This is a genomic window from Caballeronia sp. dw_276, from assembly GCF_018449635.1.
GTDB lineage: Bacteria > Pseudomonadota > Gammaproteobacteria > Burkholderiales > Burkholderiaceae > Caballeronia.
Genome location: NZ_JAAVUV010000002.1, coordinates 593290 through 619878 on the forward strand (window position 1 = coordinate 593290; position 26589 = coordinate 619878).

Below are 26589 nucleotides of genomic sequence, written 5' to 3' on the forward strand. Positions count from 1 at the left end.
TTAATCCTGTGCGAAAGTCTTGACGCGGCCGTGGGGGCCGAGCGGTTTGAGTAGGAGTTGCGTGGCGTCCGACGATGCAGGACGCGATAACAACCAAGTCGTGTAACCAAGTCGTTGTTGCGATCCAAGCGCGAGACGCGGCACTTCGGCGCGCCGCAGTTGCAGATTCAGATCCCATTCGAGCGGATCGCGCACGTAGTTGCGGATCCAGTCGGCGAGACGCACGAGGCTCGCGCCGCCGGGCAGGAATCGCTGATAGTCGACCATCGAAAGCGGACCAAGGACGACGCGAAACTTGTGCTGCCGGTCCCACGCGCAAGCGCCGAGCATGGTTCCGATACCGAGGCGGCCGCTTTCATCGGCAGCGCCGAGACGGCTCAACGAACGCGCCGGCAAGTCGATCCAATGACCGACGTTCTGCTTCAGTTCGACCGGGATATTGAAGAAACGCATCAACACAAGGCGCAGGCCGGCGGCGTGACGGGTCGGACCGCTGAGCACGCCGGCGAAATGAAGCTTCGCAAAATCCGGAACGCTGTCGCGATTGCGCAGCGCAGGTTCACCGAGTCCGAACGTGCTGCCTACGTACGCCGAAAAACGATCACCATTGTTGCGATCCAGGCTGACTGTCGGCTGCGCAACGGCCCATGATCGATAAAACAGCGACGTCATACGGTGATGGAACACATCGAGAAAGCGCGCGAAGGTCGGATCGTTTGCATTGCGCGTTCTATCGCGGATGTATTCGGTCAAGTGCGTCGGCATCGGGCCATTCGGTCCGAGCAGGCCGAAGAAATTCACCACGAGCTTCGGCGCCTTGTCACCCTCGCCGTTCAAGCTGAAATTGCGCAGCGTGGTCGGGAAGAAGATGAGGTCGGGTTCCTGACCGAAGCGCACGGCGTCATCGCGCGGACGAAGCGATGAACCCACGCGCGGCAAGCCTGGATATGCGCATTCGAGCAAGCGCACGGCCTGGAAGAAGTCGAAGCTTTTTGCATCGGCGGAAAGGCGATTGAGGATGGTCACAGCGTTTTGCATAATCCGCCCCCCGGCGCCCAGCGCATGATTTCGCCACGCGTCGCGCTCCTGACTACGGTCTCCGTGAACGAGTTCAGCGACACGTATTGCGTAAAGAAGCGCGCTAGCACCGCGCCGAACAGAAACGCGCTTGCGCCTTCGAAGCCGGTTTCATCGATAAGCAGGTTGATCTCGAGGCCTCGTCCAAACACGATCGGTCCCCGCGATGGCAAACGACGCGTAACCGGATGTGTATCGATGGAACGAAGGCCGTCGATCTGACGCACCGCCGCGCCGTCGCCGGCGGGCGCGTAGAGGCCGAGCAAATCGCGCATTGCCTGCGCGCCTTGACCCTCGTTGCCATCCACAAGCGACGCATAGTTAAGGGACAAGTGGCTCAGCAAGCGCCACGCAACCGGACCCTCTGCGTACGATGGCAACGGCCGGCTCGGACCGCCGACGCAACGCGCGCTGAGCACGGGCACTTCCAGATCGACGGTGAAATCGGTCGCCGTATCGCCGAGCGGCATGGTCAGCGTCAGGTCGCGGTTGGTGCACAAGACGCTTAGCCCAAGTTGATGAAGCTCGCCCGGGTATGGCGCGTCGGTTGTATCGACCAGAGCGATGAACGTCTCGCTGCCAAGGTAATTCGAGCGCACGCCGCGTTCGTTTTGTCGCGATGAAGGCGGTCGTTTCTCACGGCGCACCTGGTAAAACGCGCCGTCGCCCGAGTCGGGAATGCCCATGTCGCGCGCGCGATAAAACGGCTGGAAGGGCAGTTCGGCGCCGCCGCCTGCGCGGTATCCGGTCACGCCTTGAATCTGATAGACCTCGAAGTCCATCGGCCGCGTGCGGTCCACCACAACGTGATGCTCGAACTGATCGCCAATCACCGCAATGCGGTCGGCGCGGCGGGGAAACAGGTTGATGCACGGCGTGCAGTGAAGGGCGAAGTGCGACGCATCGACGAGTTGTTCAAGCGTCTGATCCGCACGCGAGAGCAATACGATCAACTCGATTTCATCGCTGTTGCAACGAGCCATGTCCGGTTGGAGTCCGTCGATGGAAACGAACATGAAGCGCTGTGAAAACGCGAAATACTCCTGCAACAAGCGATACCCGGGAAACGACTGGCCGCTCACTGGAAGCAAGGCTTCGTCGTCGGAGAAGCCGAGCGGTCGAATAGACGATGCGGGCAACAACTTTCCTTCAACAACTACGCCAAGCGTTGAACCAAGCAGCAACTCATATAAACGCGCCGGCAAACCCTCTCCGCCGCGCAAATAAAACGGCAAATTATCGAGCGAAATATCGCTGATTTTTTGATTGTTCAGCGCACGCAAACGCAGGCGCAACCCCGCCTTCACGCCGCGTGGCAACGCTACGTCAACGCCTGTGAGCGTGCCTGTATGCGTGAACAAACGCGCTTCAATCAATTCGATGGGCCACATCGTCATTGCATGCGCGGTACGAAATTCACAGCGCGTGGAACTCTCGCCATCTAGCCGTCCATGCAAGGCCGTACCGCGTGGGACCTGGACGCCATCGGCGAGTGACGGATGTGTCATGTCGGGCTGCACTTCCACGATCGTCATTGCCGGCGTCGGTGCGAGATAGTGCGGATAGACCAGCTCTGCAAGATGTTGCGTGAAGCGTGGAAACTCGGCATCGATTTTCATCTGCACGCGCGCGGAGAGAAAGCTGAAGCCTTCCAGCAAGCGCTCAACATATGGATCTGCGCATTCGAAACTTTCAAGCCCGAGGCGTCCCGCGACCTTCGGGAATTCCTTCGCGAATTCCCCGCCCATCTCGCGGACGTGCTGAAGCTCCTGGCTGTAATACTCGATCAGTTTTGGATTCATGGTCGGGGTCGGTTATGACGCGATTCAGTTCGCACCGGCTTGTTCGGACACGTTGACCTTCCCTGCTTCGAGGTCGAGTTCGGTCCGCAGATATAGGCGTTCGGGTACGGGGTGCGCGTGCAGATCCCCTTCAACGATGAACGCAATCGCGTTGTGTTGACCGGTCGTTACGCCGGACTGCACCGCGCGCACGCGCAACGTGCCTGGAATGATTCGTGGCTCGAACGCACGGATGGTGTCCGCCATCAGGCGCTCGATCTGCACGATGTCCACATTGGATGCGCTCTTGCCGGCAAGATCGGAGAACCCGAAATTCAGCACCGAGTTCGCGACATGCGGGAAATGCCCAATCTCCTGCGATGCGGATATTCCCTGCGCATTCAAAAGCCATCCGAGATCGCGCATCACGCTCTGTCGCAACGCACGTGCAGAACTCGCACGTTGCTCCCGCACTTCGCGGGTGGCATCGCGATCGTGATCGGTCAGGCGTTCGAGCAATGAGGGCTGGATGCGTCCCGCGTTGCGCGCGATCGTCGGCGGCTTCGTCACAATCACGCTTCCGCGTTAGCAGGAATGTTCCACTTGCTTTCTACCACGCCGCCGAGCGCCGAGCCCGACGTCGGATCTTGCTGCTGATAACTCACGTGGAATTTTTCGAAGTTGAGCGTCACGGTTTCCGTGAAACGATCCTCACCGTCCGAACCACCCGTCGAGTAATTCGTGACCAGCACTTTTTCCAATTCGATGATGTAGTACTCGAGCGGCTTCGTTCCGCCGGCCTTGCGTACCGTCAGCTTGCCGGTCGGATAATGCTTGCCGGTCGTGCAGGCCGTGACTATGGACGGCGTCGAGCGGTCGGTGTATTTGGTGACCGACAGGTCGTGGACCGCAACCTTGCCGCCGCCACCACCCGTACCCAGGTGCATCGTCCCGGACTGGCTCATGCCCCAGCTCCACGAGAGGATGTCGATCTCGTCCTTATGCACCGAATCCAGCGATTCGCCTTTGACTGTACCGAGATCCAAGAAAATATCGACTGCCATGATTTGGTTTCCTAAATAGGTTATTGCGATTGAACAAACGTTCGGGTCGAGCCCGGGACCAAATAAAGTTACGCGGCCTTGGCTGAGGGCAGCTTCGATACAAGGCGCAACGAAACCGTAAGACCTTCGAGTTGATAATGCGGACGCAAGAAGAACTTCGATGTGTAGTAACCCGGATTGCCCTCCACTTCTTCCACAACCACCTCGGCAGCTGCGAGCGGACGGCGCGCCTTGGTCAACTCCGACGAATTCTCAGGATCGCCATCGACGTACTGGAGAATCCAGTCCTGCAGCCAGCGCTGCATATCGTCCTTCTCCTTGAAACTGCCGACCTTGTCGCGCGCAATGCACTTCAGGTAATGCGCAAAGCGGCTGCAAGCGAAGAGATACGGCAAGCGCGCTGCAAGGTTTGCGTTGGCGGTTGCATCCGGATCTTCGTATTCGACCGGCTTGTTCAACGACTGCGCGCCAATGAATGCAGCAAAGTCCGAGTTCTTCTTGTGCACCAGCGGCATGAAACCGTTCTTCGCGAGTTCAGCTTCACGACGATCGCTGATCGCGATTTCGGTCGGGCACTTCATGTCGACACCACCGTCATCGGTCGGGAATGCGTGCACCGGCAGGTTCTCCACCGCGCCGCCCGACTCAATACCTCGAATCCGCGAGCACCATCCATAGGTCTTGAACGAGCGGTTGATATTCACGGCCATTGCATAGGCTGCATTTGCCCAAGCGTATTTCGATGCATCCGCGCCAGCCGTATCTTCTTCAAAATCGAACTCTTCAACCGGGCTCGTCTTTGCGCCATAAGGCGTGCGTGCAAGGAACCTCGGCATGGCCAAGCCGATATAACGCGAATCATCCGAGTCGCGCAGCGAACGCCATGCGGCGTGCTCCGGCGTCTGGAAGATCTTGGTCAGGTCGCGGGGGTTGGCGAGCTCCTGCCAAGAGTCCATCAGCATTACGGCCGGGTCGGCCCCAGCGATAAACGGTGCGTGCGCTGCCGCCGAAATCTTGCCCATCTGCGTGAGGAAATCCACGTCCGGGCCGCTGTTATCGAAGTAATAATCTGCCACCAGCGCACCATAAGGCTCGCCGCCGAACTGACCGTACTCTTCTTCATAAAGCTTCTTGAAGAGCGGACTTTGATCCCATGCAACGCCCTTGTACTTGCGCAACGATCGATGCAAATCGTTCTTCGAAATGTTCAGCACGCGCAGCTTGAGCGTCTCGTCGCTTTCGGTGTTCGTCACGAGATAATGCAGGCCGCGCCACGCGCTTTCGAGTTGCTGGAATTGCTCGGTATGCAGGATCACGTTCACTTGAGCGCTGAGCTTTTCATCGATCTTCGCAATCAGCGATTCGATGGTCGCAAGCGCGTCGTCGGATACGAGATGCGTGTCTTGCAGGACTTGTTCCGCAAGCGTGCGAACTGCGGTTTCCACCGCTTCCTTGGCTTTATCTGTGCGTGGCTTGAACGCCTTTTGCAGCAGGCGCCCGAACTCGCCGGACGCATCCGCCTCGGTTGTCTGCGTCTCTTGCAGGTTGCTTGTCTGCTGTTGCATGTTGTCGCTGGCATCTGCCATGATCGGTCCTCGTGGCTTACTGATTGATAGGGATCCAAACGCGCGAGATCACTCTTGCGGCTTGGGCGCAGAAGCTAGCGCGCTGAGAAGAGCCGGGTCGTCCAGCAGTTTGCTGACCAGCTTTTCGGCATCGGTTTTGCCGTCCATATAGGTCAGCAGGTTCTGCAACTGGCTGCGTGCTTCGAGTAATTTCGCAAGCGGCTCGACCTTGCGGGCGATCGCTGCGGGCGAGAAGTCGTCCATGCTTTCGAAGGTCATGTCCACGCCCATCTTGCCGTTGCCCGTCAGCGTGTTCTCGACCTGCATGGCGACGCGCGGCTTCATGGAACGCAGGCGTTCGTCGAAGTTGTCGATGTCGATTTCGAGGAACTTGCGATCCGCCACCGGTTGCAACGATTCCTCGGGCGTACCCGACAAATCGGATAAAACGCCCATTACGAAAGGCAGATTGACCTTCTTCTCCGAGCCGTAAACTTCGACGTCGTATTCGATCTGCACGCGCGGCGCACGGTTGCGTGCGATGAATTTCTGACTGCTTTCCTTAGCCATCTTCCTGTTCTCCAGTGAATGAATTGAACGAGCTATTCGGGTGCCGACATGCCGGCCGCTCCAACTACGCTGGTCAGTTGAGCCAGCCCTTCGGGTGCAAGGTCCTTCAGCAAGTCGACGAACGACTTGTCGACCAGTCCTCGTGCGCGGTGCAAAAGTAGCGGCACGGGGCTGGAGGGTTCGTGGCGCGCGTAGTAGTCGCAGAGCCGGTCGAGCGTGGCGATTACATCGGCGCGTGTGGCGAGCTGGTTTGCTGCCGGCGCTGAGGCATTCGTCGCGGGCATTGTTTGTACGGGATCGAGCGCATCAGGTTCGGACGTTTTACCGATGCCCAGCTTTGCCAAACACTCACCAACAAGCGCCTCGCCTCGCCGCAACGGCGTCTTCAACGCAACCAGGTCGAGCGCTTGCGCCATGCCGACGTGTTCCACCAGCACGGTCTCAATCCGCTCCGCATGCTCGAGTGCCGTGCTGAATGCAGCCTTGAGCAATACCGCGCGATCGATCGCGGCAGCAGTCGCCGCTTCAATTTCCGCAAGGCTCATGACCGTGCGCACAGCGGGTGGCGTCATCTCACCGGTTGCGTAGAACCACTCGCGCAACGTAACCGGCAACGTTTGCGATGGAAGCTGCGGCAATAACGGGGTATCGAGAAGCTCTCCAAGTACGCCCGATGTATCCACGAACGCCGCGAGTGCATTGATACGCGTGGTCGGATCGTTGCCGTCGTTGGCGTCGAGTTGCGGGTGTACGTGATTCCAATGGCGCTCCAGAAGGCCGCTTGCAAGCGCGAGTCCATCAGCGAGGCCAACCATGCCGACGATCGCAAGGCGTGCACGCGCCAGGAACGCGACGACCCTCAAGTCACGGCTGCGCGACATCAGCTCCGCGCACAACGCGTTCGCCGCAGTCCAGTCGGCTGGTACGGCCGCGACAACGGTCTTGCCATATTCCGCTTCCGGCTTCCCGTTTACCGCATCTTCCAGCAGCCGGAACGACGGGTCGTATTCGAGATCCACACCGCACGCAAACTCTGCAGAGATGTCCTCAAGCCAGGCGGCCCATTCGATATGCGTGATGAAATCAGGTGTCATGTGGGACTTCAGAACAGGTCGGTTAGGGAACTCGTTTAGGCGGCGATCAATGCGCCTCTTACCTAACAAAACATCTTGAAGCGCGGTTTATTCCGGTTTGTTTTAACGCGCAATCTATTGAAAATGTTTCTGAATGAAACAAGAGTTTCCCGCGCGGCGGGAAGGAGGTATTCACGCGCGATTCAGTGCTCGGTTTTCACAGCCGGCCGTGATAAACCATCGGATTACTAAATTATTAAGACGAAAAAAAGCGCGCCAGATACCGGGCGCGCTTTCAGGTACTGCACTTCGCTCATTGCGCTGCAGCGTGCGGCTCGTCCGCATCGAACTCCGCCTGAATCGCGACGTGCACGTCGTCGCCCACTGCGGGATACCACGTCGATAAACCAAACTGAGCGCGGCTGAAGTGACCATCGGCGGAAAAGCCGAGTGTTTCTTTTTTTGTCAGCGGATCTTTTGCATGTCCATTGAACGTAACCGCAAGCGTCACCGGCCGTGTCGTGCCGCGTATGGTCAGGTCGCCGGTCAACTCGCCCTTTTGATCGCCCGTGCGTTTGAACTGCGTGCTGACAAAATGAATGGTCGGGTACGTCTCCACGTTCAGCACGTCGGTGCCCTTGATCATCTTGTTGAGGATCGGGACGTTGGTGTCAAGACTATTGGCATCGATCGTCGCCTCGACAGTACTTTGCTCCATGCCACCCGCGTTCCAGTTCAGCTGCGCATCGACTTTATCGAAGCGCATGACAAAGCGTGAATACTTGAAGTGATCTACGTCGAAGCTGACGTTCCAGTGATGTTCGTCGAGCTTATAGCGCCCCGCCGGAACGCTGGCTTCATTCGGCGATACAGAATGCGTCACCACGCTCAGCGCGGTGCACGCGGACAACGAGACCAATCCCGCCACGAGCAGTCCTGCCCGAAAGGTACGCAGGTTCGATAAGAATCTGGATCGCATCATGGCTGTCCTTGTCATGCTATTTGTAGAAGACGTAGTTCGCGATATACGGAGAACTGCCCGTCTGGTGTTCCGACGTACATGCACTTGCGGGCATCAGGCCGCCAACGGTATTGATGCGCTGGACATAACGAATGCTGGACAGGGTACCGCTTGCGCCTGTGCTGTGCGTTTCGAGCAACAACTGCGGAATGCTTTCAGTCGTATTGCTGGGCGTTTGCGCGAGCACGTGTCCGACTATACGACTTCCATCATCCGCCTGCCACGACGGTCCGGCCGCATGCTTGATCACGGCTTGGCCGCTGGGATCGTAGAGCGTTGCGAGCGGGCTCTTGAATATCCACGCAAGCTGATGCTGGGCATCGACCTCGCACGAATAGATCTGCACGCCGGAAGCGGTCGTCGATATAACCTGCTCCGCTTGCGGGGGGTCAATGGATGACGCAGCGGATGCGGCCGAACACGCCGCGATCGCCGAAACAAAAAACGCGGCGCGCATGGAAAGACTGGACAGAATGGACATGGAATTCCCGCTTGAATGATTCACTGTGAACTGCAAGCCACGCGTCTGGCAAGATGCATTAGGTTGCTTGCGGCGCCATACACGATCAAATTCGATCCAGATTGGCCGATGCGAATGCCCAGTTCAAATGCTGCGAAACCGTGGCGACCAGATAGTCGGGACGGCGATTCTGATAGTCCAGGTAATACGCATGTTCCCATACGTCCACCGTCAAGAGGGGTGCAAGCCCGCGCGTGAACGGTGTTTCCGCGTTGCTCGTCTTGACCACGGCAAGCTCGCCCTGGTCCACGACGAGCCATCCCCAACCACTGCCAAATTGCGATGCCGAAGTCGCAACCAGCGCCTTCGTCAGCGCTTCGACGGAACCAAATTTGCGCACGATGGCCGCCTGCAATTTTTCGCTAGGCTGCGTCGCAACAGGGCTCAGGGAATTCCAGTAGAAGTTATGGTTCCACGCTTGCGCAGCGTTGTTGAAAACATCGGAGAGATTCGGCTGATCGTGCGTTTGCATGATCAACTGTTCGAGCGACGCCTGAGCCAACGGCGTGCCGGCCAGCAACTTGTGCAGATTGTCGAAATACGCACGATGATGCTTGCCGTAATGAAATCCGATAGTACGTGCCGAGATCACCGGCTCAAGCGCATTTTCCGCGTAAGGAAGCGGCGGCAAGGTTTGCGGCGACGACCCCAGATAAGCCGGCACAGTGCCGAGCGTCGGTTTGGCATCGGCTGGCGCAGCGCCGAAAGCCAGCTTCGATAACGCCGCGCCAGCCGATGCCAGCGTTCCGGTTGCAATCAGACGGCGGCGGGAAATGAGCGAATTGAGCATTGGTGGAACCCGTATGTGTGGAGTGGTTGCAGCCGTTACCGTTTGTGGTTTCTCCTGGCTGCTTTTGACACAACACCTCATGTCCCGGGTCTATTCCGTCGATGGGTTAAAACGGTTAGCGCTAACGCGTTTAACCCTCTCGGAAGATGAAGCTGTAAGCGTTTAACGCCGGCACGCCGCCAAGATGCGCGTAAAGCACCCTTGATCCCGCAGGAAATTCGCCGCGCTTGACCTTGTCGATCATCCCGTGCATCGACTTGCCTTCGTAGACCGGGTCGGTCAGCACGCCTTCCAGCTTTGCACAAAGCCGAATTGCATCGAGTGTGCCTTCATTCGGCAAACCATATTCAGGGCCGCCATAACGCTCGTCCAGAACGATATCCCTTGCCGTGATGTCGTGCCCTAGCTCGACCTGCTCAGCCGTTTGCCGCGCGATCCGGTGGATCTGCTCGCGAGTCTTTTCAGGCTTAGCCGACGCATCGATGCCGATCACGCGGTCCGCACGGCCATCGGCTGCAAAACCGACGACCATGCCCGCCTGCGTGCTGCCGGTCACCGAGCACACCACGATGTAATCGAACTTGAAGCCGAGTTCCGCTTCCTGCTGCCGCACTTCCTCGGCGAAGCCCACGAATCCAAGGCCGCCAAGCGGATGATCCGAGCAACCGGCAGGAATTGCGTAAGGTTTGCCGCCCGCCTGCCTGACGCTTTCCAGCGCGTCTTCCCAGCTTTTGCGAAAGCCGATATCGAAGCCATCCGCCACGAGGCGTACATCGGCGCCCATGATCCGCGACATCTGGATATTGCCGACGCGGTCGTAAACCGCATCCGAATAGTTGACCCAGTTTTCCTGCACCAGCACGCATTTCATGCCCAGATGCGCGGCGACGGCGGCAACCTGGCGCGTCTGATTCGACTGAATTCCGCCGATTGACACCAGCGTATCGCAGCCCTGCGCGATCGCCTCGGGGATCAGGTATTCGAGCTTGCGGGTTTTATTGCCGCCGAATGCAAGGCCGCTATTGCAGTCCTCGCGCTTGGCATACAACTCGACTTTCCCGCCAAGATGTTCCGATAAACGCTTGAGCGGTTGGATTGGCGTGGGGCCAAACGTCAATGCATGCCGCGGAAATTTCTTCAAGTTCATGTCTCGCTCCTGTGATCAGCCAGGTCGCCGCAACCATTTGCGTCGATACGAACATGTTAGAAAAATTCGTAGATAGCGGTGTTGCAAAGAAAAATGCTTTATCTTTATTAGCGCGGTTTAATCGGGCTATATGCTTAATTAAAGTTTGGGGAATCGCCTATGAACGCAACAACAATTCGTGCCAGTTCGCGTATCGCCGGGGAGAAGCCCGATTTTTCAGGCAACGAGGTTGATCGCGTCGACCGCGCGATTCTCAGGCAACTTCAACGCGATGCATCCATCTCCAATGTCGCACTTGCAGCGAAAGTGAATCTGAGCGCGCCGGCCTGCTTGCGCCGCGTGGAGAGGTTGAAGCAGGCGGGGTTTATCAGCGGCATTGTCGCGTTGCTTGCGCCAAAGAAATTGAACGCCGGAATGCTGGTGATGATTGGCGTGGTGCTGGATCGATCAACGCCAGAGTCCTTCGCCGCCTTCGAAAAAGCCGCACAGAAAGTGTCCGGCTGCATGGAATGCCATGTGGTTACGGGGGAGTTTGATTACTTCATGCTGATCCGCACGCGCGACAGCGAGAGCTTCAACAAGCTGCATGCCGAACAATTGCTTTATTTGCCGGGCGTGCGGCAAGTGCGCAGCTTCATGGTGCTCAAGGAGATTTTATCGACCACGAGTTTTCCCGTATGAACTCGATGGTCATATTAAAATGCCGTCGATACCTCAACCGGATAAGGGACTTTTACGCATGGCATCGGACACGACCAATACGCAATTCGACAACGCCTCGATCATCAAACGCGCGAACATTTACTTCGATGGAAAATGCGTGTCGCATACGGTCCTGCTCAGCGACGGCACGCGCAAGACGTTAGGCGTGATCTTCCCTGCATTGCTGACCTTTTCGACGCAAGCCGCCGAGCAGATCGACGTCAACGCCGGCCGCTGCCGCGTGCGAAACCCCGGTGAGGAACAATGGCGCGAGTACGGCCCGGGCGAATCCATCTCGGTGCCGGCGAATACCAGTTTCGATATTGAAGTGGTCGAGACGCTGGATTACGTCTGCCACTATTTTTAAGTTGGTTGAGCCCGGCCAGATGCTAGTCGACCGGTCGCGCCCAGTCATCCCGTGAAGATGCGACCTTCGCTGTTGGTTTCGATACCGCGCCTTGCGTCGTCGATACCGTTTTGGGCGGCTGAGGGTCGGTCGCCGGTCGAGGCGTACTGCGCACCGTTGCCTGTCGGGTGCCGGCCGGCGATCCCTTGCCGACAAGCGCCATCGAACTATCCTTCACCTCGATGCGAACCGGGTCGCTCTGTTTCCACTGCTTGCGTGGCATCACCATCCGCCATGTAGCGCGTTGACTGTCCTCCCGAAAGAACGCAACGACCGCAACGAACTGCGCGTCGTCATTCATCGGCTCGCTGATGCTCGCGTTCGCATCCGGTCGAAGCACGACATCCGTTGTGCTCAACAGGTCGGGCTTCAAGGCATCCAGATCATTGCTCTCCAATTGCGCATAGTCGAGCTGCTCGAACGCTTGTGGCGTCTTCAATTGATATACCCGAATCACCGTCGATAACGATTGCCCCGCGCCACTTGTGTTGACCGATGACCGGCTGATGAGGTCGAGGTTCATCGTCCTGATCTGGGTTGTGAATGCCCATTTCGCTGCGTCCACTGTGCCGGTTTTGACGGATTGGGCTACGCCGCAGCCGCCGATGGCTAAGGTGGCGCATAGCACGACGCTTAGGCTTGCGCCGCGTTTGGTTCTGTCGCTCATTTGCATTATTCCGTTTTGTCGCTTTGACCATTCCATATGCCAAGCTGCACGCGCGTGATCGCGCCTGTTCTGTATGGGCGCTCGACCTGTTCCAATTGGCTCGTGTACCCAAGGCGAACCTGATCCGAAGCAATGTCCGCCCGTGGCATCAGTTCCGGCGAGACGTGCATTTCCAGATGTACATTTGCCTCGTATCCGAGATAAAAGCGCAGCAACGCCATAATTTCGCTGTGAACTTGGCGACCAGGCGTGAGGCCCAACACCGACTCGCATGTTGTCGGCGTGATGACCACCCGCACGCAGTTACCGCGATCGTAGAAACCGCGTCCGAGTACGCAGTTCTCGCCCAATGCCGTCGGTTCGAACTCGTCCAGATGAATCCAGACCGGATGGAATTCGGTGACCATGATGGTTGCATCGGGCACGGCATGTTGCAGCACGCCCGCAAGACCTTCAGCCGTGCGCGTGCGCTGGCTGGCAAGACCCAACATTGAAAGCAGCTTGCGCGTGCCAACCGTCTGCTCGATTGCGGGATGCCCGATCCCCAATCCCACGAGACTGACGAGACACCGCGAGACATCGTCCGTACCGCCCTTTTTGAAACCCGCTGGAAAGCGATACTTCCTCCATGCCCTGTAAAACTGCGTCGCGATCCGATGATGAAACATATCGAGAAACGCGGACAGCGGCTCGGCGCCATCGCGGTTCTGCGCGATTTCATCGATGAAATACGATGGCATGCGCGCGTCGACGCCGTAGAGCCCTAGAAATGTGGTGCGCACAGATGCAGGTTTGGATACGTCGTTGTAGTCATATTCAACCGCATCGATCTCCTTGCCCGGAAAGCCCAGACGATGTCGCGAGCGGAACCGGATCGGATCGCTCGATGGGGAGTCCGTCGTACCAAGCGGCGCGACATCCGGCCTTGCAAGCTCAAGCAACTCGCAGAAGCGCATGAAGTTCATCTGCATGGCGTTCTGCAGCAACGCGGGTAATAACGCAGGAAGCGGGGCGTTCAAAATGGCGCTCCTTCGCCCTTGCAATCGGCGAACGTGATGCGGCGCCCCGTGGGCAACGACACGATCACAAGCCGCGTGTACAGATTTACCGTGGCATAAAGCGCGAGAAAGCGGTTCAGCATTTCGCCGAACAACGCGAGGTCACCATTGCCTGCAAACTTGTCGCTTTGAAGCGTGACTTCGATTTCCACGCCGCGCAGCAAGCCGCCTTTGACGAGCTTTTGCAGCGGACGGTGTTTGACATCGGTGATTGCTTCAATGCGCCGGCGATTCAGTTCGCCATCGGTCCAGTCGTAGAGCGCGAGCGAGCCACGCAGGATTTCGGCATCTAGGAGCGACAGATAGTTGGGTGCAAGGTGAGACAGCACGCGCCAGTGAAACCGGTCGCCAGTTGGCGGATAAACGGGCAACGTGGGCGCAGTCAGATTTCTCACCAATGCCACGTTCGTAAAGCCGCCGCGCGTGCGATCGATGCTGGCTTCTCTTAAGCCTTTGCGCGGAAGCATGCCGTTCGTGCCCGTCACCGAAAGCGACAGCGTTTCGTCTTGCAACGCGGTCTTGCTTTCCCACGCGTGTCCACCCAGCACCACCCACGTATCGAAGCGCCCCGACGGCCCGCGTCGTGAGCGAGTGTGGAAATAGCGCTCGGGCATCTCATGTCGCAACATGCCGCCGCGATGACGAAACGATGCAAACGGCGCGTACTCGAACCGCGAACCGTTCGAGGTCTCGAAGCCGACAACCTCATCAACCGAATACGCTTCGACAAAATCCCCGCTCTTTTTCACGGCATGTACGCGATATCAGGAAGCGCATACCGTGTCTCAGCTAAAGGGCTCGCCGCCGGGATACGTCGGTTATGGACAAGGTGGCGTGCTGACTGAAGCCGTGCGTCGCCGGCCTTATAGCGTGATTCTTCTGGACGAAGTCGAGAAGGCGCATCGCGATGTGCTCAACGTGTTTTATCAAGTCTTCGATCGCGGTTTCATGCGCGATGGCGAAGGACGTGTCATCGATTTCCGCAATACGGTGATTGTGATGACATCGAATCTGGGCAGCGAGCAGATCATGGCCGCGCAAGATGCCGCTCAGGCAGCCGCTCAGGCAGCCGCTCATGAAGCCGGCGGCGATGTGACCACAAGCATGCTGATGGAAGCGATCAGGCCCGAGTTGATCGCTCATTTTCAGCCGGCGCTGCTTGCGCGGTTCCAGACGGTGGTCTATCGGCCGTTGTCTGTTGAAGCGATGACGACCATCGTGAGGATGAAACTCATGAAAGTGGCCCAGCGAATCGAACGCAAGTTTGATCTACCGCTGATCTGCGACGATGCGTTGATTGGCGAACTGGTACGCGCATGTCAGTTGCCGGATTCGGGCGCGCGCAATATCGACAGCTTGTTGGATCAGCAGATCCTGCCCGTGCTGTCGCGCGAATTGCTTTTGCGGGCGGCGCAAGACACGAAGGCTGGCGCAATCAAACTTTCGTATTCGGATGATGACGGAATCGGCGTTGAGTTCGATATGTCCACAGAAAGCACGAAACCATGACCCGAGGCGGCCCCGGATTATTCGAAGCATTGACGGGTCACTTTGCCAACGGCGATCCGATTCACCTGCACAAGCCCAACGACCAAACCTTCCTGTCGGTGCGCGACAACATCCAGCGGATCTTGAACAGCCGCCGCGATTCGCTCGCGCATTTGCCGGATTATGGGCTCGGTGATCTGTCGAAGATTTATCGGCACATGCCCGCGTCGGCGCATACGTTGCAGCGAGAAATCGAAAGTACGTTGCTCAAATACGAGCCGCGTTTGAGCGCCATCGAAATCGAGGCGGCTGAAAAACAGGACGACATGCTGCTCAGTTTCACGATGACATGTCACTTGCATAAAACCGGGCTCGTGCGTTTCGGCACGCATTTCGCGCCTGATGGGAAAGCACGCCTCACCACGCAGGAAGAGGGCTAATCCACCAACGCCCCATCTTCATCGAAGAAAGGATACGGACCATCAAACTGCTCGACATACGCATGATGTGAAACCAGCCCGACATCCGCGTTCCAATAATGCAGCGCGAACGCGCCGGGCTCAAGCACGAATCGCGATGGCGCATCGGCGTGCAGATCGAGCACGACCTGATGCGCGGTCGATGGCGCTATCGATGCGATCGTTCCGCCAAAGCGACGATGCACCGGCCGATGCACATGCCCGCACAACACGCGTTCCACGTTCGGATGCTTTGCGATCAGCGCTTCGAGCTTGGCGGCAGCTTCGGCATCGAGCGCCATGTCGTCCATATGCCCGATACCGGTCGCAAACGGCGGATGATGCAACGCGACGATAACCGGTCGCCCACGTGCCTTGTCCAGCTGACGTTCGAGCCATTGCAGACGAGCATCGCACAAGGTGCCGGGGCTCGATTGGGGAACCTGCGAATCCAGCGCGATCACGCGCAACTCGCCAAGGTCGAAAGCGAATTGCACAAAGTCGGTACCTGTACCCTCTTTCTGCAAATAATCGGCATCGAAGACTTTGCGCAGCGTAGCGCGATCGTCGTGGTTTCCGACCATCAAATACACGGGCATTGTCAGCGGCTTCAAACAATCGGCCACGTGCCGATACTCCTCCACCGTCCCAAAGTCCGTCAGATCACCGGTCACCAAAACCGCATCGGGTCGTGGACTCATTGTGTTCAAGCGCTCAACGGTCTGACGCAGGCAAGCTGCGGTATCGACCTTGCGGTAAGCCAGCGCGCCAGGAACCTTGATATGCAGGTCGGAAATCTGAGCTAACAGCATGACAACATTCTCCTGATGTTTTAGTGCAGTGCGACCCAGCCTTCGTCGCGTACCGATATGCCTACAATAGTCCCCTGCGCCAGTTCGACGCGTCCGGGGACATCGACTATCACCGCATCTGCGGCGGCGTCCTTGATCTTGAGACGCGTGCGTTCACCGAGGAACATCGCCGACTCGACTGCGCCTCGCAATTGTGCGGCCTCGGGGTTGACGAGTTCGGCGTCCTCGGGCCGGAAAAATACTTCCGTGCGCGCGCCGTCACGAACGCGCAATCGAGCGACGAGCCCCTGTACGTTGATCGTGCCTCCGGGCGCAACAAACGCATCATCGCGGCACTCGCCCGCGACGCGATTCAACGTGCCGATGAACTGCGCGACCGCGCGCGTCGCTGGCTGATAATAGATCTCGCGCGGCGTTCCGCACTGCTCGATCCGCCCTGCACTCATCACAACAATACGATCGGCAAGCGCCATCGCCTCCGACTGGTCGTGCGTCACATAGATGCTCGTCACGCGAAGCTCGCGCAGCAGCGCATTCATCTCGGCACGCAGCGTTTCGCGCAGACGTGCATCGAGTGCGGTCAGGGGTTCATCGAGCAACAATACGCGTGGTCGTGGCGCCAATGCGCGCGCAAGCGCAACGCGCTGCCGCTGACCACCGGACAGCTCGGTGATGGGCTTGTCGGCGTGCGCGGTGAGTTCGGTCATCGCCAGCAATTCATCGACCCGGCGACGCGCCGCCGACGCTTCCACTTTCTGAATCCGCAGACCATAACCCACGTTGCCGCGCACCGTGAGGTTCGGAAACAACGCGTAGTTCTGAAAGACCATGCCGACCTGCCGACGCTCGATGGGCAGCGCGGTGACATCGTCGGCGCCGAAGCGGACGTGTCCGCCCGCGTCGGGCTTTTCGAGTCCGGCGATAAGGCGCAACGTCGTGGTCTTGCCGCAGCCCGACGGCCCGAGCAACACCAACGTTTCGCCGGGTTCTATCGATAAATCCACGGGCTCGAGAACGCGTTGTCCGCGGAACGTTTTCGCGCATCGGCTGAGGGTGACGGGAACGGCTTCAAGTCTCATCGTGCGGTCTTTACAGTTGGTGTTTGAACGGGCAACGCGCCAGGGACACGCCTCGATTCACGCTTGCGCTTCGCCGCCGCGCGGGCGCTTTGTGCGCCGGCTGGATCGACGCCGAGCCACTGCATCGCGATCAACAGCGGCATTGTCATCAATAGAAAAAGTATCGTGTATGCGCTGCCAATTTCAAGGCGCATCGACGCATACGCGTCTGCAAGTCCGACGGGCAGCGTCTTGGTATCGGGCGTATGCAGCATCCACGTCAGGTTGAATTCGCCGATAGACAATGTCAGTACTGCCAGGGCGCCGGCAACAATGCCGGGCCTTGCATTAGGCAACACGATGGTAACGAACCGCTGCGTGAACGACGCACCCAGACTCGCCGCACCTTCTTCCATCGTGCGCAAATCCGTTCCGGCGCAAACGGCCGCGACCGAGCGCACCATGAACGGCAGCGTGAAGACCACGTGCCCAGCCACGATGAACCACATGCTGGACCGGAAGGCGCTCCATCCGCCATACACGGAAAGCAACGCGAGCGCCGTGGCGAGTCCCGGCAACGCAATCGGCAAGACGAGCAACTCTTCGATCCATCTTGCCGAGCGGCTGTTGCTGCGCGCGAGCGCATAGGCTGCGGGCACGCCGATCGCAAGCGTGATGGCGAGCGTGGCGAGCGCGATTTCTATCGATAACCAGACCGAACCTTGATACATCGCCCACACTTGTTCGAGCCACTTGAGCGTGAGTCCGCTCGATACACCGCGAAAATAGTTGACGGTCAAACCGGCCATGACCGACATCACCACAGGCACGACCATGAACGCAACGAGCGCGAGCGTGACCACCGTTTGCGCCGCCACGAGCAGACCGCGCGGCTTCATGAATTCAGGCATCGAGTAACCTCATGCAGTGGCCGCAACCGTCGCGCCCGTGAGGCTGCGCGCAACCGCAAGCACGGCCCATGTAACGAGTCCAAGCACGATCGACAACGCCGCCGCCGTCGCCAGATTCGCGTTGAGCGTGAACTCGGTGTAGATGGTCATCGGCAGGACGTCGAGGTCGGTGGCGAGCGTGAACGCGGTGCCGAATGCGCCCATCGCGGTTGCGAAACAGACGGCGCCGGCCGCGATCAACGCGGGCATCAGCGCAGGCAGGACGACATCGGCGAAAATCCGCCATGGCGATGCACCCAGCGAACGCGCCGCCTCTTCCAGCGATGCATCGAGCTTGGTTGCGGCCGCCATGACCGTCACGATGACGCGCGGTATCGAGAAATACAGGTAACCGAGAAACAGGCCGCTGAGCGAATACGCGAACACCCAGCGATCGCCCGTAAGCCGCGTGGAGATGGCGCCAATCAAACCCTGGCGCCCCGCGAGCATGATCACCATGAAGCCCACCACCACGCCCGGAAATGCGAGCGGAAATGTCAGCAGCGCGACCAACAAGCGCTTCGCGGGGACATTGCGGCGAGCGAGAAACAACCCCGCCACCGTCGATAACACCAGCGTTGCTGCCGTCACCGCGACCGACAACGCGATCGTCGCAAACAAGCTATGCAGATAGCGCGCGTTCGTCAGCACCTCGCGATACGCGGTGAACGCATTGGGCACGGCGCTCGCCTGCAGCAACGCGACGAGCGGCAGCAGCCAGAACGCGATGAACACCGCGAGCGCGGGCGCGAGCAACGCAATGCGTGCGCGCGTGGAGAAGGTGGAATCTTGCATGGCTGAAAATCAGTGCATCACTCGAAGATACTCTTCGCCGAACGCGCCTTGCTTGGCCGCCATCTTCGCGAAATCGACGTCCTTCGCACGCGCATAGTCGGAAGCCGGCAGGAATTTCGCGGCGACATCGGGTGGCAGCGTTCCGCCGCGAACCGGGCGCAGGAATGCGTTGGCCCAGAGACGTTGACCGGCATCGGACAGCACGAAATCAAGCACTTTCTCGCCGTTCGCCTGATGCGGCGCACCCTTCACAAGACTCATCACATATGGCACGACGATGGTCCCTTCCGTCGGAATCACGAACTCCACGTTCGCGTGATCCTTATACTTGGCGCGATAAGCATCGAAGTCATAGTCCAGCAGGATGGGAATCTCGCCGGACATCACGCGCGCGTACGCGGTCTGCTTCGGCACGATCGGCGCATTGGCTTTCATCTTCGCGAACCAGTCGAGGCCGGGTTTGAAGTTGTCGAGCGTGCCGCCCAACGCCTGGTTCACCGCGACAGCGCCCGCATAACCCACGAATGCCGACGATGGATCCAGGTATCCGACCATTCCCTTGTATTCGGGCTTCAGCAAATCGGCCCATGAACGTGGAACCGGCTTGCCATCGAGCGCATCCTTGTTCACGAAAAAGCCCAGTGTGCCCGAGTGAATAGCGAACCAGTAACCGTTCGGGTCCTTCATGCCGGCAGGGATATCGTTCCAGTGCGCGGGTTTATAGGGCTGCACGAGGTCCTTGTCCTTCGCCTGGAACGCCGACGACACGCCCAGATACACCACATCCGCAATCGGGCTCTTCTGCTCGGCCATCATTTGCGCGATGGCCTGGCCTGAACTCTTGTTATCGAAGGGAACGCGAATGCCCGTTTGCTTCTGGATCGCTTCAATCTGGCTCGCCCAGTCCGCCCATTCCGGCGGGCAGTTGTAGCAGATCGCGGTGCCGTCGGCATAGGCCGCGCCGGCCGCGCAAAAGGTGGCCGTCGCGGCAAGCAGCGTGGCGAGGATATGACGGATTTTCATGCAGGATTCTCCGGTTCGAGAGCGGCCATTCGGGCCGCGGGTTCGATGTATGGCGCGATGGTCGCGCCAGTTCGCACGCTATGAGGCAACTTGAAGGGAATGAGGTTGGCGGCATCGCTGTCGGGCAAACCGAGTCGCCTCGCCAGATGACGCCAGGCGTGCCGGCCGATCTCGCGATTGGGCGTGGCGACGCTCGAAAGCGCGGTCGATAGCCATTCGCCAAGCGGAATGCCATCGAAACCAAGCACGGAGATATCGCGGGGAACCGATAACCCCGCATGACGCAGACCGCGAATCACGATCATCGCGAGGCGGTCGTTGCTGCAGAAAAGCGCGGTCGGACGGCGTAACGGATCCGAGAGATGCGCGAGCAATTCGAGGGGCAGTTCTTCCGCGTTGAAGTCCATCTCGAGTGGCGCGTAGGGCGTGAGGCCGGCATCGAGCATGGCGTTCTCGTAACCGAGATAACGCAGGCGCGCCCGGTCCGATTCAGCGAACGATCCAGCCAGCATCAGCACGCGTTTGTGGCCACGCTGCAAGAGCGCGCTCACACCATCACGCGCCGCCCGTCTGTTGTCCACCGATACCGCGGCACGACGAGCCGTGTCGTTGTGCGCAAGCACGTAAGGCAGCCCGATGCGATCGAGTTCATCGAGCAGCGGATTGGATTCGGCATCAGCCACGGTCGCGATCAGGCCGTCCACGCGCTGCTCGCGCAAGGTCTCGATGGCGCGGCGTTCGCGCGCGCTGTCATACGCGGTGGTCATCAACATCAACCGATAGTCACTCGCGGATGCGGCTTCATCTATGCCTTGCAACGACTCCGCAAACACTGGATTCGCGAGCGTCGGCACGACCACGCCGACCAGGCGCGTACGCACGCCGCGAAGCTGCCGCCCGCGGGCGCTCGGCATGAAATCCAGCGCTTCGATGGACTCGCGCACCTTCGCGAGCGTCTCGGCGTTGAGCAGCTCCGGCGTATTGAGCGCACGCGATACGGTGGCAATGGACACGCCTGAATGCGCGGCGACGTCCCTGATGGTGGAGTGCATGAGCCGGTGACAGTAGAGAGATGAAAACGGTTACAGCGGACGGATTATCTGAGCGCCGTGTGACGCTGGCATGACTGCCCATGCGCCCGATGTCATCTTTTTGGAACCTGTCCTTACCGACTCTTTCTGCCTGTTATGTGTAAGTAACCATGGCGAAAGCGGAGCGCCTTTTGGGCTTCATGTGCGGGTGTTCCAATGCGCTCGGAAACGAAAAATGGCTTTCAAGTCCGGACTCGTCCCCCAAAGGCCTCACGGCCATACGCTTCACACACAACAAACGACATCGGAGCTTCACACATGTTTCGTCGAGCCTTATTGGTTGGCGTACCCACCGCAGCAATGGCCATCGGCCTGTATGCATGCGGTGGCGGCAACGACAGCAACCCCGACTCGTCACAGTCGATCCAGAACCGTCTCGCGACGGCCACCCCGATCAAGCACGTGGTCGTGATCTATAACGAGAACGTCTCGTTCGATCATTACTTCGCGACCTATCCGAACGCAGCGAACCCGGCCGGCGAGCCGGCGTTCACGGCCGCCGCCGGCACGCCGACGGTGAACGGACTCTCCGGATCGCTGTTGACGGCGAACCCGAACTTCACGAACACGGCGAACGGCGCCGCAGCCGCAAACCCGTTCCGTCTGGACCGCACGCAAGCCGCGACGGCCGACCAGAACCACGCGTATCGTGCAGAACAGCAGGCCTATGACAACGGCCTGGCCGACCTCTTCCCGAAGTTCACGGGTAAGGGCACGGCGGGCGGTGCCGGCGCGTTTGGTACGGCAGGCCAGGTCATGGGTTATTACGACGGCAATACGGTCGGCGCCTTGTGGAACTACGCACAGCACTTCGCGATGAGCGACAACGCGTACACGGACACCTATGGTCCGTCCACGCCAGGCGCGCTCGAAGTGGTATCGGGTCAGACCAACGGCATGCAGATCGTCAAGGCGAGCCAGGGTCCGGTGAGCGCGACGAACACGGGCGGCTACTACGTCAATGACGGCCAGGGCGGCTTCACGATGATCAACGACGTCGACCCGGCGAACGACGTGTGCTCGAGCACGACGGACACCGCGTTGATGGCCGGCAAGAACATCGGCGATCTGCTGAATGCGGCGAACATCTCGTGGGGCGGTTTCATGGGCGGCTTCAACCTGGCCACCGTGAACAGCAACGGCACGACGTCCTGCAAGCGCAGCACGCTGTCGCCGGTCGTCGGTCAGGCAACGGCTGACTACGTGCCGCATCACAACTGGTTCCAGTATTTCGCGTCGACGGCCAACCCGACGCACGCACGTCCGAGCTCGCAGGCTGTTATCGGCTTGTCGCTCGAAGCCGATGGCAAGACGCCGGAACCGGCTAACCACCAGTACGACACCGACGATTTCTTTGCATCGGTCAAGGCTGGCAACTATCCGTCCGTTAGCTTCATCAAGGCGCCGGCGTTCCAGGACGGCCACGCTGGCTATTCGGATCCGCTCGACGAACAAGCGTTCACCTCGAAGATCGTCAACTTCCTGCAGCAGCAGCCGGATTGGGCGAGCACCGCTGTGATCGTGGCGTGGGATGACTCGGACGGCTGGTACGACCATGCGTATGCAACGCCGACGTCGGCTTCGTTCGACGCCATTGCGGACCAAGTGAACGGTGCCGGCAAGTGCGGTACGGGCACGGCTCCGCTGGGTGTGAAGGGCGCGCCGGTCAATGGCCGTTGCGGTCCGGGCACGCGGATCCCGTTTGTCGTGATCTCGCCGTGGGCGAAGGTGAATTTCGTGGACCACACGCAGATCAGCCAGGCATCGGTCACGCGCTTCATTGAAGACAACTGGCTCAATGGCAATCGTCTGGGCGGCGGTTCGTTCGACGCGACTGCCGGCAGCATTATGGGCATGTTCAACTTCAGCGGTGCGGGCAACAACCCGAAGGTGTTCATCGATCAGAACCTCGGGTCGCCGGTTGCATCGGTTCCGACAATCTGATTTTTTAGTCAAGGCTCGCGTTGCACGTTGACGCGAACCGAAGCCTTAACTTCGTGCCTCGTCGCCGTCCCTTCAAGGGCGGCGACTTTTTCACTACTGCTTTACGTATCCTCAGGTCCCATGTCGCATACCGCCACACCTTCCATGTCGCCGAATGCCGGGCAGAAACCACGCCTGCCGCGCGCAAAAACCGTCCTGCTCTGGTGCGTCGCCACGGCCTTTGCCACCGCGATCGCGTTTTGCATCTGGGCTGTGCTTTATCCGGCGACCGTGCCCGCGCGGATTGGCGATATCGTGGAAGACCTGACGGGTGCAAATCCCAATCCCGTGATGCTGAGCCGTCCGCCGGTCGCGCCGCTGAGCGCCGTGGCGCTGCTCGGCCAGAAGATTTTCTTCGATAAATCTCTGTCCGCATCCGGCACACAATCGTGCGCGTCGTGTCACAGCCCCGACCACGCGTTCGGACCACCGAACAACTTGTCCGTCCAACTCGGCGGACCACACATGACGCTGCAGGGGTATCGTCCGCCGCCTTCGCTGATGTACCTGTATTTGCAGCCCAATTTCAGCATCGGCCCGGATGCCGGCGAAGCAGAAGCGCCACCCGATTTTGCCGCCCTTGCCGCGCAAGCCGCCGGAACCGCCCGCGCGCAAAAGAACGCCGGCGCTGCGCCCGCCGCGCCCGCAATGGTGCCGCAAGGCGGTTTCTTCTGGGACGGCCGCGCCGACACGCTGCAGGCACAAGCTTCGGGCCCGATGCTCAATGCCGTTGAAATGGCCAACACCAGTCTCGACGATGTCTCCGCCAAACTGCAGCGCACCAGCTACATGGGCGACTTCAAGACCTTGTTCGGCCCGAACATTTTCAAGAGCACGGAACTGGCGACGTCCGAGGCAATGTTCGCGGTCGCGCGTTATCAGATCGAAGAGCAGGCGTTCCATCCGTATTCGAGCAAGTACGATTACTGGCTCGAAGGCAAAGCGCGCCTGACGCAAGCCGAACTGCACGGCCTGCGTCTTTTCAACGATCCCGACAAAGCCAACTGCGCCGGCTGCCATTTGTCTAAGCCGAGTTCCGACGGCACGCCGCCGATGTTCACCGACTACCAGTACGAGGCACTGGGTGTTCCGCGCAACACGAAGCTCGCAACCAACAACGATCCCAAATTTTTCGACATGGGCGTATGCGGGCCATTCCGCAGCGACATCAAGGAACAGACGCAATATTGCGGCATGTTCCTCACGCCTACGTTGCGCAACGCGGCGACGCGCCAGGTCTTCTTCCACAACGGCGTCTATCATTCGCTCGACGACGTCATGGCGTTCTATAACGAGCGCAATACCGCGCCGGAAAAGTTTTATCCGAAGGGCGCCGACGGCAAGGTCAACAAGTACGACGATCTTCCGGCGCAGTTCCACGCGAACGTCGACGTAGCCGATGCACCGTTCGATCGCAAACTCGGCGACAAGCCCGCGATGACGGACCAGGAAATGAAGGACATCATCGCGTTCCTGCATATCCTCGACGATGGGTATCGCAAAGGCTCTTAACTCTTGCCGAGCTTGATGCTGGTTGTGTCCGCGGTGAGATAACCCACGGTGGCCCCGAAGCGGTCCTTGAAGTTGGCGCGCACGAGCGGGTCAAGCGTGGCCTTCACCTTGTCGTGGACCGGGCTTTCCCAGTCGCCGGCGTGCTGGAAGTTCGTCATGATGTAGGTCCAGCCGTTGATTTCATCGACAGCATGAAGGCCGGTCGATTCCGCGCCGGCCGGACACGACAACACGCGCGACAAGGTCTTCGTATCGACGTTATAGGCCCACAGGAAGTTGTTCACGTGCATGCTCGAATCTTCGCCAATGAAGAGCGTGCGCAGCTTCTCCGAGAATTTCACGTTGTCCGGATTCGCGATCTTCGCGGCGTTCGCGGTGTTGCCCAAGGCATCGGGCGTCGCGAGGTCTTCGCCCACGAGTGCTGCCGGCGCGGCCATATCGACCGGAACCCATTCGCTGTTGATCACGGCGCCGCTCGTGTCCTTCTGCCCTGACTTCAGGTTCAGCGCATAGACCGCGCCGGCGCTGATGGCGGCGTCCACGGCGACATCGGTCGATGCCGAGTTGCCCTTCACCATCGACTTCTCGACGCGCGACATCGCGGTGTAGACAACCTTGTCCTTCGCGTTGACGGTCGTGCCTTCCAGCTTCGTAAAGCCCAGACTTCCGCCGATAAACGCCGCATAGCGATGCGTCTCAAGATACGCGGCGGCCTTCTCCATGCCCGGCTTGATGCGAATCCAGTTGAATGTGCCGTTGTAGTTGATCTTCTTGAAGCTGGTATCGAGCGGATCTTTCGTCGCGACATCCATGATGTCCGATGCCTTCAGACGCGAGGCCATGGCCTCGATCTCGGCGCTCGTCGCATTGCCGATCCTGATCCACGTGAGGTTCGCCGACCCTGCTCCCGCCGATGACGTTTGCGCCCACTTCGCCACATACAAGGTGCCGGAAGACAAGTCCTCCGCACGATCCGCGATGAACATGAACAAGCCGCCGTTGGTGGCGTCGTCGCCCATCATGACCGTGCGCTTGTCCGGCATCACCTGAACCAGTTCGTGCGAGATGCGCCCGAGGCAGTAATGCTTCTTGATCGTGCCCGTGCCGTCCGGGTTCACCGTGACTTCAGGCAAGTGGCCGTAGTTGTACGGGTTGGCGCGGGTTGCATCGCCGTAAAGGCTTGTGCTGTATGCCTTGAATTGCGCGTTGGTCGAAATGGTCGTGGCGTCCGGCTCGTATTCTTCGCTCGACAAATGCGTGTTCCACGGCGAAAGACTCGCACCGCACGTGATCCACAAGCCGTTCGCCTTCGACGTATCCACGTTGTGATACTTCACGAGCGTGAGCTTGCCGGTGGTCTGGTCCTGATCGAGCGTCAATACCGCGATAGGCGAAGGCAATTGTCCATACGCCGAGACAAGGCTTTGATCGCGCGTCGCGTATTCGAACTGGACCACGGCGAACACGGCCTTGCCCTTGATGCCCGCGACCGTGGGTTTATCGAGGGAAAGCAGCGAACTGCCGTCCGGGCAATCCGAAAAGAACTGGCGCTCCTTGCCCGGCACCGACCGGTCGATGATCGGCTGATTGTTGATATCGAAATAACCGCCGCTCAGGATCGTGCCGCCGTTGCCGTTCGGAACCAGATCGCCGGTCACGAAGAATGGCTGATACGCGAGCTTGTAGTCCTGCGTGCTGCCGTCGCTCATGGAAACGGTGAGCGTGGATGCGACCGTGGTGGTTGCCATGGCTGCGGGGTTGGCCAAGGAAGGCGCTGCCATCGACGAAAACGCCGCCGATTTGAACGATGCCGACGTGCCAGCCACCGCGTCGTCACCCCCGCCGCAACCCGCCAGCAGCGTCGAAACGGAGAAGGCGCCCAAGGGCAGCATGGGTGCGCCGACCAGCAGTTTCAGGGTCTTTCGGCGGGAGAAATTGGGCTGCTCTTGCATGTCTTCTTATCCGGTTTGTGGGTAGG

At 59.3% G+C, this 26589-nt stretch carries 25 protein-coding genes and 2 pseudogenes; 6 read left to right on the forward strand and 21 right to left on the reverse strand.

Annotated features, from left to right (window positions below):
* The 11 genes from tssG (HB633_RS05640) to HB633_RS05690 all read right to left on the reverse strand — a co-directional run bounded on the left by tssG (HB633_RS05640) (position 1) and on the right by HB633_RS05690 (position 10608).
* Entirely contained in the window at positions 1 to 1026 is a 1026-nt protein-coding gene (tssG, locus tag HB633_RS05640; RefSeq protein ID WP_346730267.1) for a type VI secretion system baseplate subunit TssG, read from the reverse strand.
* Positions 1023 to 2879 (reverse strand): type VI secretion system baseplate subunit TssF, encoded by a 1857-nt coding sequence (tssF, locus tag HB633_RS05645; RefSeq protein WP_213777126.1) that lies wholly within the window; start codon positions 2877 to 2879, stop codon positions 1023 to 1025. Before tssF ends, tssG (HB633_RS05640) begins: the two co-directional genes overlap by 4 nt.
* Before the next feature lie 24 nt (positions 2880 to 2903).
* The gene (tssE, locus tag HB633_RS05650; RefSeq protein WP_346730268.1) at positions 2904 to 3434 is read right to left on the reverse strand and encodes a type VI secretion system baseplate subunit TssE; all 531 of its coding nucleotides are present in this window, start codon (positions 3432 to 3434) and stop codon (positions 2904 to 2906) included.
* Positions 3431 to 3922, reverse strand: a complete 492-nt coding sequence (locus HB633_RS05655; RefSeq protein WP_213777127.1) for a type VI secretion system tube protein Hcp — start codon at positions 3920 to 3922, stop codon at positions 3431 to 3433. Before HB633_RS05655 ends, tssE (HB633_RS05650) begins: the two co-directional genes overlap by 4 nt.
* 68 nt (positions 3923 to 3990) lie before the next feature.
* Positions 3991 to 5487, reverse strand: a complete 1497-nt coding sequence (tssC, locus tag HB633_RS05660) for a type VI secretion system contractile sheath large subunit (RefSeq protein WP_213777206.1) — start codon at positions 5485 to 5487, stop codon at positions 3991 to 3993.
* A 69-nt stretch (positions 5488 to 5556) separates the two neighbouring features.
* Positions 5557 to 6057, reverse strand: coding sequence for a type VI secretion system contractile sheath small subunit (gene tssB, locus HB633_RS05665; RefSeq protein WP_213777128.1), 501 nt, complete (start codon positions 6055 to 6057; stop codon positions 5557 to 5559).
* A gap of 32 nt (positions 6058 to 6089) precedes the next feature.
* The gene (gene tssA / locus HB633_RS05670) at positions 6090 to 7151 is read right to left on the reverse strand and encodes a type VI secretion system protein TssA (protein ID WP_213777129.1); all 1062 of its coding nucleotides are present in this window, start codon (positions 7149 to 7151) and stop codon (positions 6090 to 6092) included.
* A 292-nt stretch (positions 7152 to 7443) separates the two neighbouring features.
* Positions 7444 to 8109 (reverse strand): YceI family protein, encoded by a 666-nt coding sequence (locus HB633_RS05675; protein ID WP_213777207.1) that lies wholly within the window; start codon positions 8107 to 8109, stop codon positions 7444 to 7446.
* 19 nt (positions 8110 to 8128) lie between these two features.
* On the reverse strand, positions 8129 to 8608 hold the full coding sequence (locus tag HB633_RS05680; protein WP_213777208.1) for a DUF3455 domain-containing protein: 480 nt from the start codon (positions 8606 to 8608) through the stop codon (positions 8129 to 8131).
* Between the two features lie 109 nt (positions 8609 to 8717).
* Positions 8718 to 9461 (reverse strand): superoxide dismutase, encoded by a 744-nt coding sequence (locus tag HB633_RS05685; protein WP_213777130.1) that lies wholly within the window; start codon positions 9459 to 9461, stop codon positions 8718 to 8720.
* A gap of 130 nt (positions 9462 to 9591) precedes the next feature.
* On the reverse strand, positions 9592 to 10608 hold the full coding sequence (locus HB633_RS05690; protein ID WP_213777131.1) for a 1-aminocyclopropane-1-carboxylate deaminase: 1017 nt from the start codon (positions 10606 to 10608) through the stop codon (positions 9592 to 9594).
* Between the two features lie 159 nt (positions 10609 to 10767).
* Between HB633_RS05690 and HB633_RS05695 the strand changes: the two genes are divergently transcribed.
* Both HB633_RS05695 and HB633_RS05700 read left to right on the forward strand, forming a co-directional pair.
* A complete protein-coding gene (locus tag HB633_RS05695) occupies positions 10768 to 11289 on the forward strand; it encodes an Lrp/AsnC ligand binding domain-containing protein (protein WP_213777132.1) in 522 nt (173 codons plus the stop codon).
* A gap of 58 nt (positions 11290 to 11347) precedes the next feature.
* Positions 11348 to 11677 (forward strand): pyrimidine/purine nucleoside phosphorylase, encoded by a 330-nt coding sequence (locus HB633_RS05700; RefSeq protein WP_213777133.1) that lies wholly within the window; start codon positions 11348 to 11350, stop codon positions 11675 to 11677.
* A gap of 22 nt (positions 11678 to 11699) precedes the next feature.
* On the opposite strand, the gene tssJ is transcribed toward HB633_RS05700, so the two are convergent.
* The 3 genes and pseudogenes from tssJ to HB633_RS05715 form a co-directional block, all read right to left on the reverse strand.
* Complete coding sequence (gene tssJ / locus HB633_RS05705) at positions 11700 to 12383, reverse strand: type VI secretion system lipoprotein TssJ (protein ID WP_213777134.1); 684 nt, start codon at positions 12381 to 12383, stop codon at positions 11700 to 11702.
* A gap of 5 nt (positions 12384 to 12388) precedes the next feature.
* Entirely contained in the window at positions 12389 to 13348 is a 960-nt protein-coding gene (tssG, locus tag HB633_RS05710) for a type VI secretion system baseplate subunit TssG (RefSeq protein WP_213777209.1), read from the reverse strand.
* A 50-nt stretch (positions 13349 to 13398) separates the two neighbouring features.
* Positions 13399 to 14211 (reverse strand): annotated as a pseudogene (locus HB633_RS05715) (type VI secretion system baseplate subunit TssF); the annotation flags it as partial.
* Positions 14212 to 14221: 10 nt separating this feature from the next.
* Here HB633_RS05715 and HB633_RS05720 point away from each other — a divergent pair.
* Together HB633_RS05720 and tssE (HB633_RS05725) are read left to right on the forward strand one after the other, a co-directional pair.
* Positions 14222 to 14950, forward strand: a complete 729-nt coding sequence (locus tag HB633_RS05720; protein ID WP_346730269.1) for an AAA family ATPase — start codon at positions 14222 to 14224, stop codon at positions 14948 to 14950.
* A complete protein-coding gene (gene tssE / locus HB633_RS05725; RefSeq protein ID WP_213777135.1) occupies positions 14947 to 15369 on the forward strand; it encodes a type VI secretion system baseplate subunit TssE in 423 nt (140 codons plus the stop codon). Before HB633_RS05720 ends, tssE (HB633_RS05725) begins: the two co-directional genes overlap by 4 nt.
* Here the strand turns inward: tssE (HB633_RS05725) and HB633_RS05730 are convergent.
* From HB633_RS05730 to HB633_RS05755, 6 genes and pseudogenes are all read right to left on the reverse strand, one after another.
* Entirely contained in the window at positions 15366 to 16199 is an 834-nt protein-coding gene (locus tag HB633_RS05730) for a phosphodiesterase (protein WP_213777136.1), read from the reverse strand. The genes tssE (HB633_RS05725) and HB633_RS05730 overlap by 4 nt on opposite strands.
* A 20-nt stretch (positions 16200 to 16219) precedes the next feature.
* Positions 16220 to 17278: an ABC transporter ATP-binding protein gene (locus HB633_RS05735; protein WP_213777137.1), complete on the reverse strand. Its 1059-nt coding sequence runs from the start codon at positions 17276 to 17278 to the stop codon at positions 16220 to 16222.
* Positions 17275 to 18117 (reverse strand): annotated as a pseudogene (locus HB633_RS05740) (ABC transporter permease subunit); the annotation flags it as partial. The pseudogene HB633_RS05740 and the gene HB633_RS05735, both read right to left, overlap by 4 nt.
* 60 nt (positions 18118 to 18177) lie before the next feature.
* Entirely contained in the window at positions 18178 to 19002 is an 825-nt protein-coding gene (locus HB633_RS05745; RefSeq protein WP_213777139.1) for an ABC transporter permease, read from the reverse strand.
* Between the two features lie 9 nt (positions 19003 to 19011).
* Complete coding sequence (locus HB633_RS05750) at positions 19012 to 20025, reverse strand: ABC transporter substrate-binding protein (protein WP_213777140.1); 1014 nt, start codon at positions 20023 to 20025, stop codon at positions 19012 to 19014.
* A complete protein-coding gene (locus HB633_RS05755) occupies positions 20022 to 21077 on the reverse strand; it encodes a substrate-binding domain-containing protein (RefSeq protein WP_213777141.1) in 1056 nt (351 codons plus the stop codon). Before HB633_RS05755 ends, HB633_RS05750 begins: the two co-directional genes overlap by 4 nt.
* Positions 21078 to 21374: 297 nt before the next feature.
* Here HB633_RS05755 and HB633_RS05760 point away from each other — a divergent pair, with 297 nt between their 5' ends.
* Together HB633_RS05760 and HB633_RS05765 are read left to right on the forward strand one after the other, a co-directional pair.
* Entirely contained in the window at positions 21375 to 23060 is a 1686-nt protein-coding gene (locus tag HB633_RS05760) for an alkaline phosphatase family protein (protein ID WP_213777142.1), read from the forward strand.
* 120 nt (positions 23061 to 23180) lie between these two features.
* Positions 23181 to 24611, forward strand: a complete 1431-nt coding sequence (locus HB633_RS05765) for a cytochrome c peroxidase (protein WP_213777143.1) — start codon at positions 23181 to 23183, stop codon at positions 24609 to 24611.
* On the opposite strand, the gene HB633_RS05770 is transcribed toward HB633_RS05765, so the two are convergent.
* Complete coding sequence (locus HB633_RS05770; RefSeq protein ID WP_213777144.1) at positions 24608 to 26563, reverse strand: alkaline phosphatase PhoX; 1956 nt, start codon at positions 26561 to 26563, stop codon at positions 24608 to 24610. The genes HB633_RS05765 and HB633_RS05770 overlap by 4 nt on opposite strands.
* Positions 26564 to 26589: the final 26 nt, after the last annotated feature.

Coding starts and splice junctions, on each gene's coding strand:
- tssB (WP_213777128.1), bottom strand. CDS start 6,057: ATGGCTAAGGAAAGCAGTCAGAAATTCATCGCACGCAACCGTGCGCCG.
- HB633_RS05760 (WP_213777142.1), top strand. CDS start 21,375: ATGTTTCGTCGAGCCTTATTGGTTGGCGTACCCACCGCAGCAATGGCC.
- HB633_RS05700 (WP_213777133.1), top strand. CDS start 11,348: ATGGCATCGGACACGACCAATACGCAATTCGACAACGCCTCGATCATC.
- HB633_RS05675 (WP_213777207.1), bottom strand. CDS start 8,109: ATGCGATCCAGATTCTTATCGAACCTGCGTACCTTTCGGGCAGGACTG.
- tssJ (WP_213777134.1), bottom strand. CDS start 12,383: ATGAGCGACAGAACCAAACGCGGCGCAAGCCTAAGCGTCGTGCTATGC.
- tssF (WP_213777126.1), bottom strand. CDS start 2,879: ATGAATCCAAAACTGATCGAGTATTACAGCCAGGAGCTTCAGCACGTC.
- HB633_RS05745 (WP_213777139.1), bottom strand. CDS start 19,002: ATGCAAGATTCCACCTTCTCCACGCGCGCACGCATTGCGTTGCTCGCG.
- HB633_RS05765 (WP_213777143.1), top strand. CDS start 23,181: ATGTCGCATACCGCCACACCTTCCATGTCGCCGAATGCCGGGCAGAAA.
- tssA (WP_213777129.1), bottom strand. CDS start 7,151: ATGACACCTGATTTCATCACGCATATCGAATGGGCCGCCTGGCTTGAG.
- HB633_RS05770 (WP_213777144.1), bottom strand. CDS start 26,563: ATGCAAGAGCAGCCCAATTTCTCCCGCCGAAAGACCCTGAAACTGCTG.
- HB633_RS05750 (WP_213777140.1), bottom strand. CDS start 20,025: ATGAAAATCCGTCATATCCTCGCCACGCTGCTTGCCGCGACGGCCACC.
- tssG (WP_213777209.1), bottom strand. CDS start 13,348: ATGAACTTCATGCGCTTCTGCGAGTTGCTTGAGCTTGCAAGGCCGGAT.
- HB633_RS05755 (WP_213777141.1), bottom strand. CDS start 21,077: ATGCACTCCACCATCAGGGACGTCGCCGCGCATTCAGGCGTGTCCATT.
- HB633_RS05695 (WP_213777132.1), top strand. CDS start 10,768: ATGAACGCAACAACAATTCGTGCCAGTTCGCGTATCGCCGGGGAGAAG.
- HB633_RS05690 (WP_213777131.1), bottom strand. CDS start 10,608: ATGAACTTGAAGAAATTTCCGCGGCATGCATTGACGTTTGGCCCCACG.
- tssC (WP_213777206.1), bottom strand. CDS start 5,487: ATGCAACAGCAGACAAGCAACCTGCAAGAGACGCAGACAACCGAGGCG.
- HB633_RS05730 (WP_213777136.1), bottom strand. CDS start 16,199: ATGCTGTTAGCTCAGATTTCCGACCTGCATATCAAGGTTCCTGGCGCG.
- HB633_RS05655 (WP_213777127.1), bottom strand. CDS start 3,922: ATGGCAGTCGATATTTTCTTGGATCTCGGTACAGTCAAAGGCGAATCG.
- HB633_RS05685 (WP_213777130.1), bottom strand. CDS start 9,461: ATGCTCAATTCGCTCATTTCCCGCCGCCGTCTGATTGCAACCGGAACG.
- tssE (WP_213777135.1), top strand. CDS start 14,947: ATGACCCGAGGCGGCCCCGGATTATTCGAAGCATTGACGGGTCACTTT.
- HB633_RS05680 (WP_213777208.1), bottom strand. CDS start 8,608: ATGCGCGCCGCGTTTTTTGTTTCGGCGATCGCGGCGTGTTCGGCCGCA.
- HB633_RS05735 (WP_213777137.1), bottom strand. CDS start 17,278: ATGAGACTTGAAGCCGTTCCCGTCACCCTCAGCCGATGCGCGAAAACG.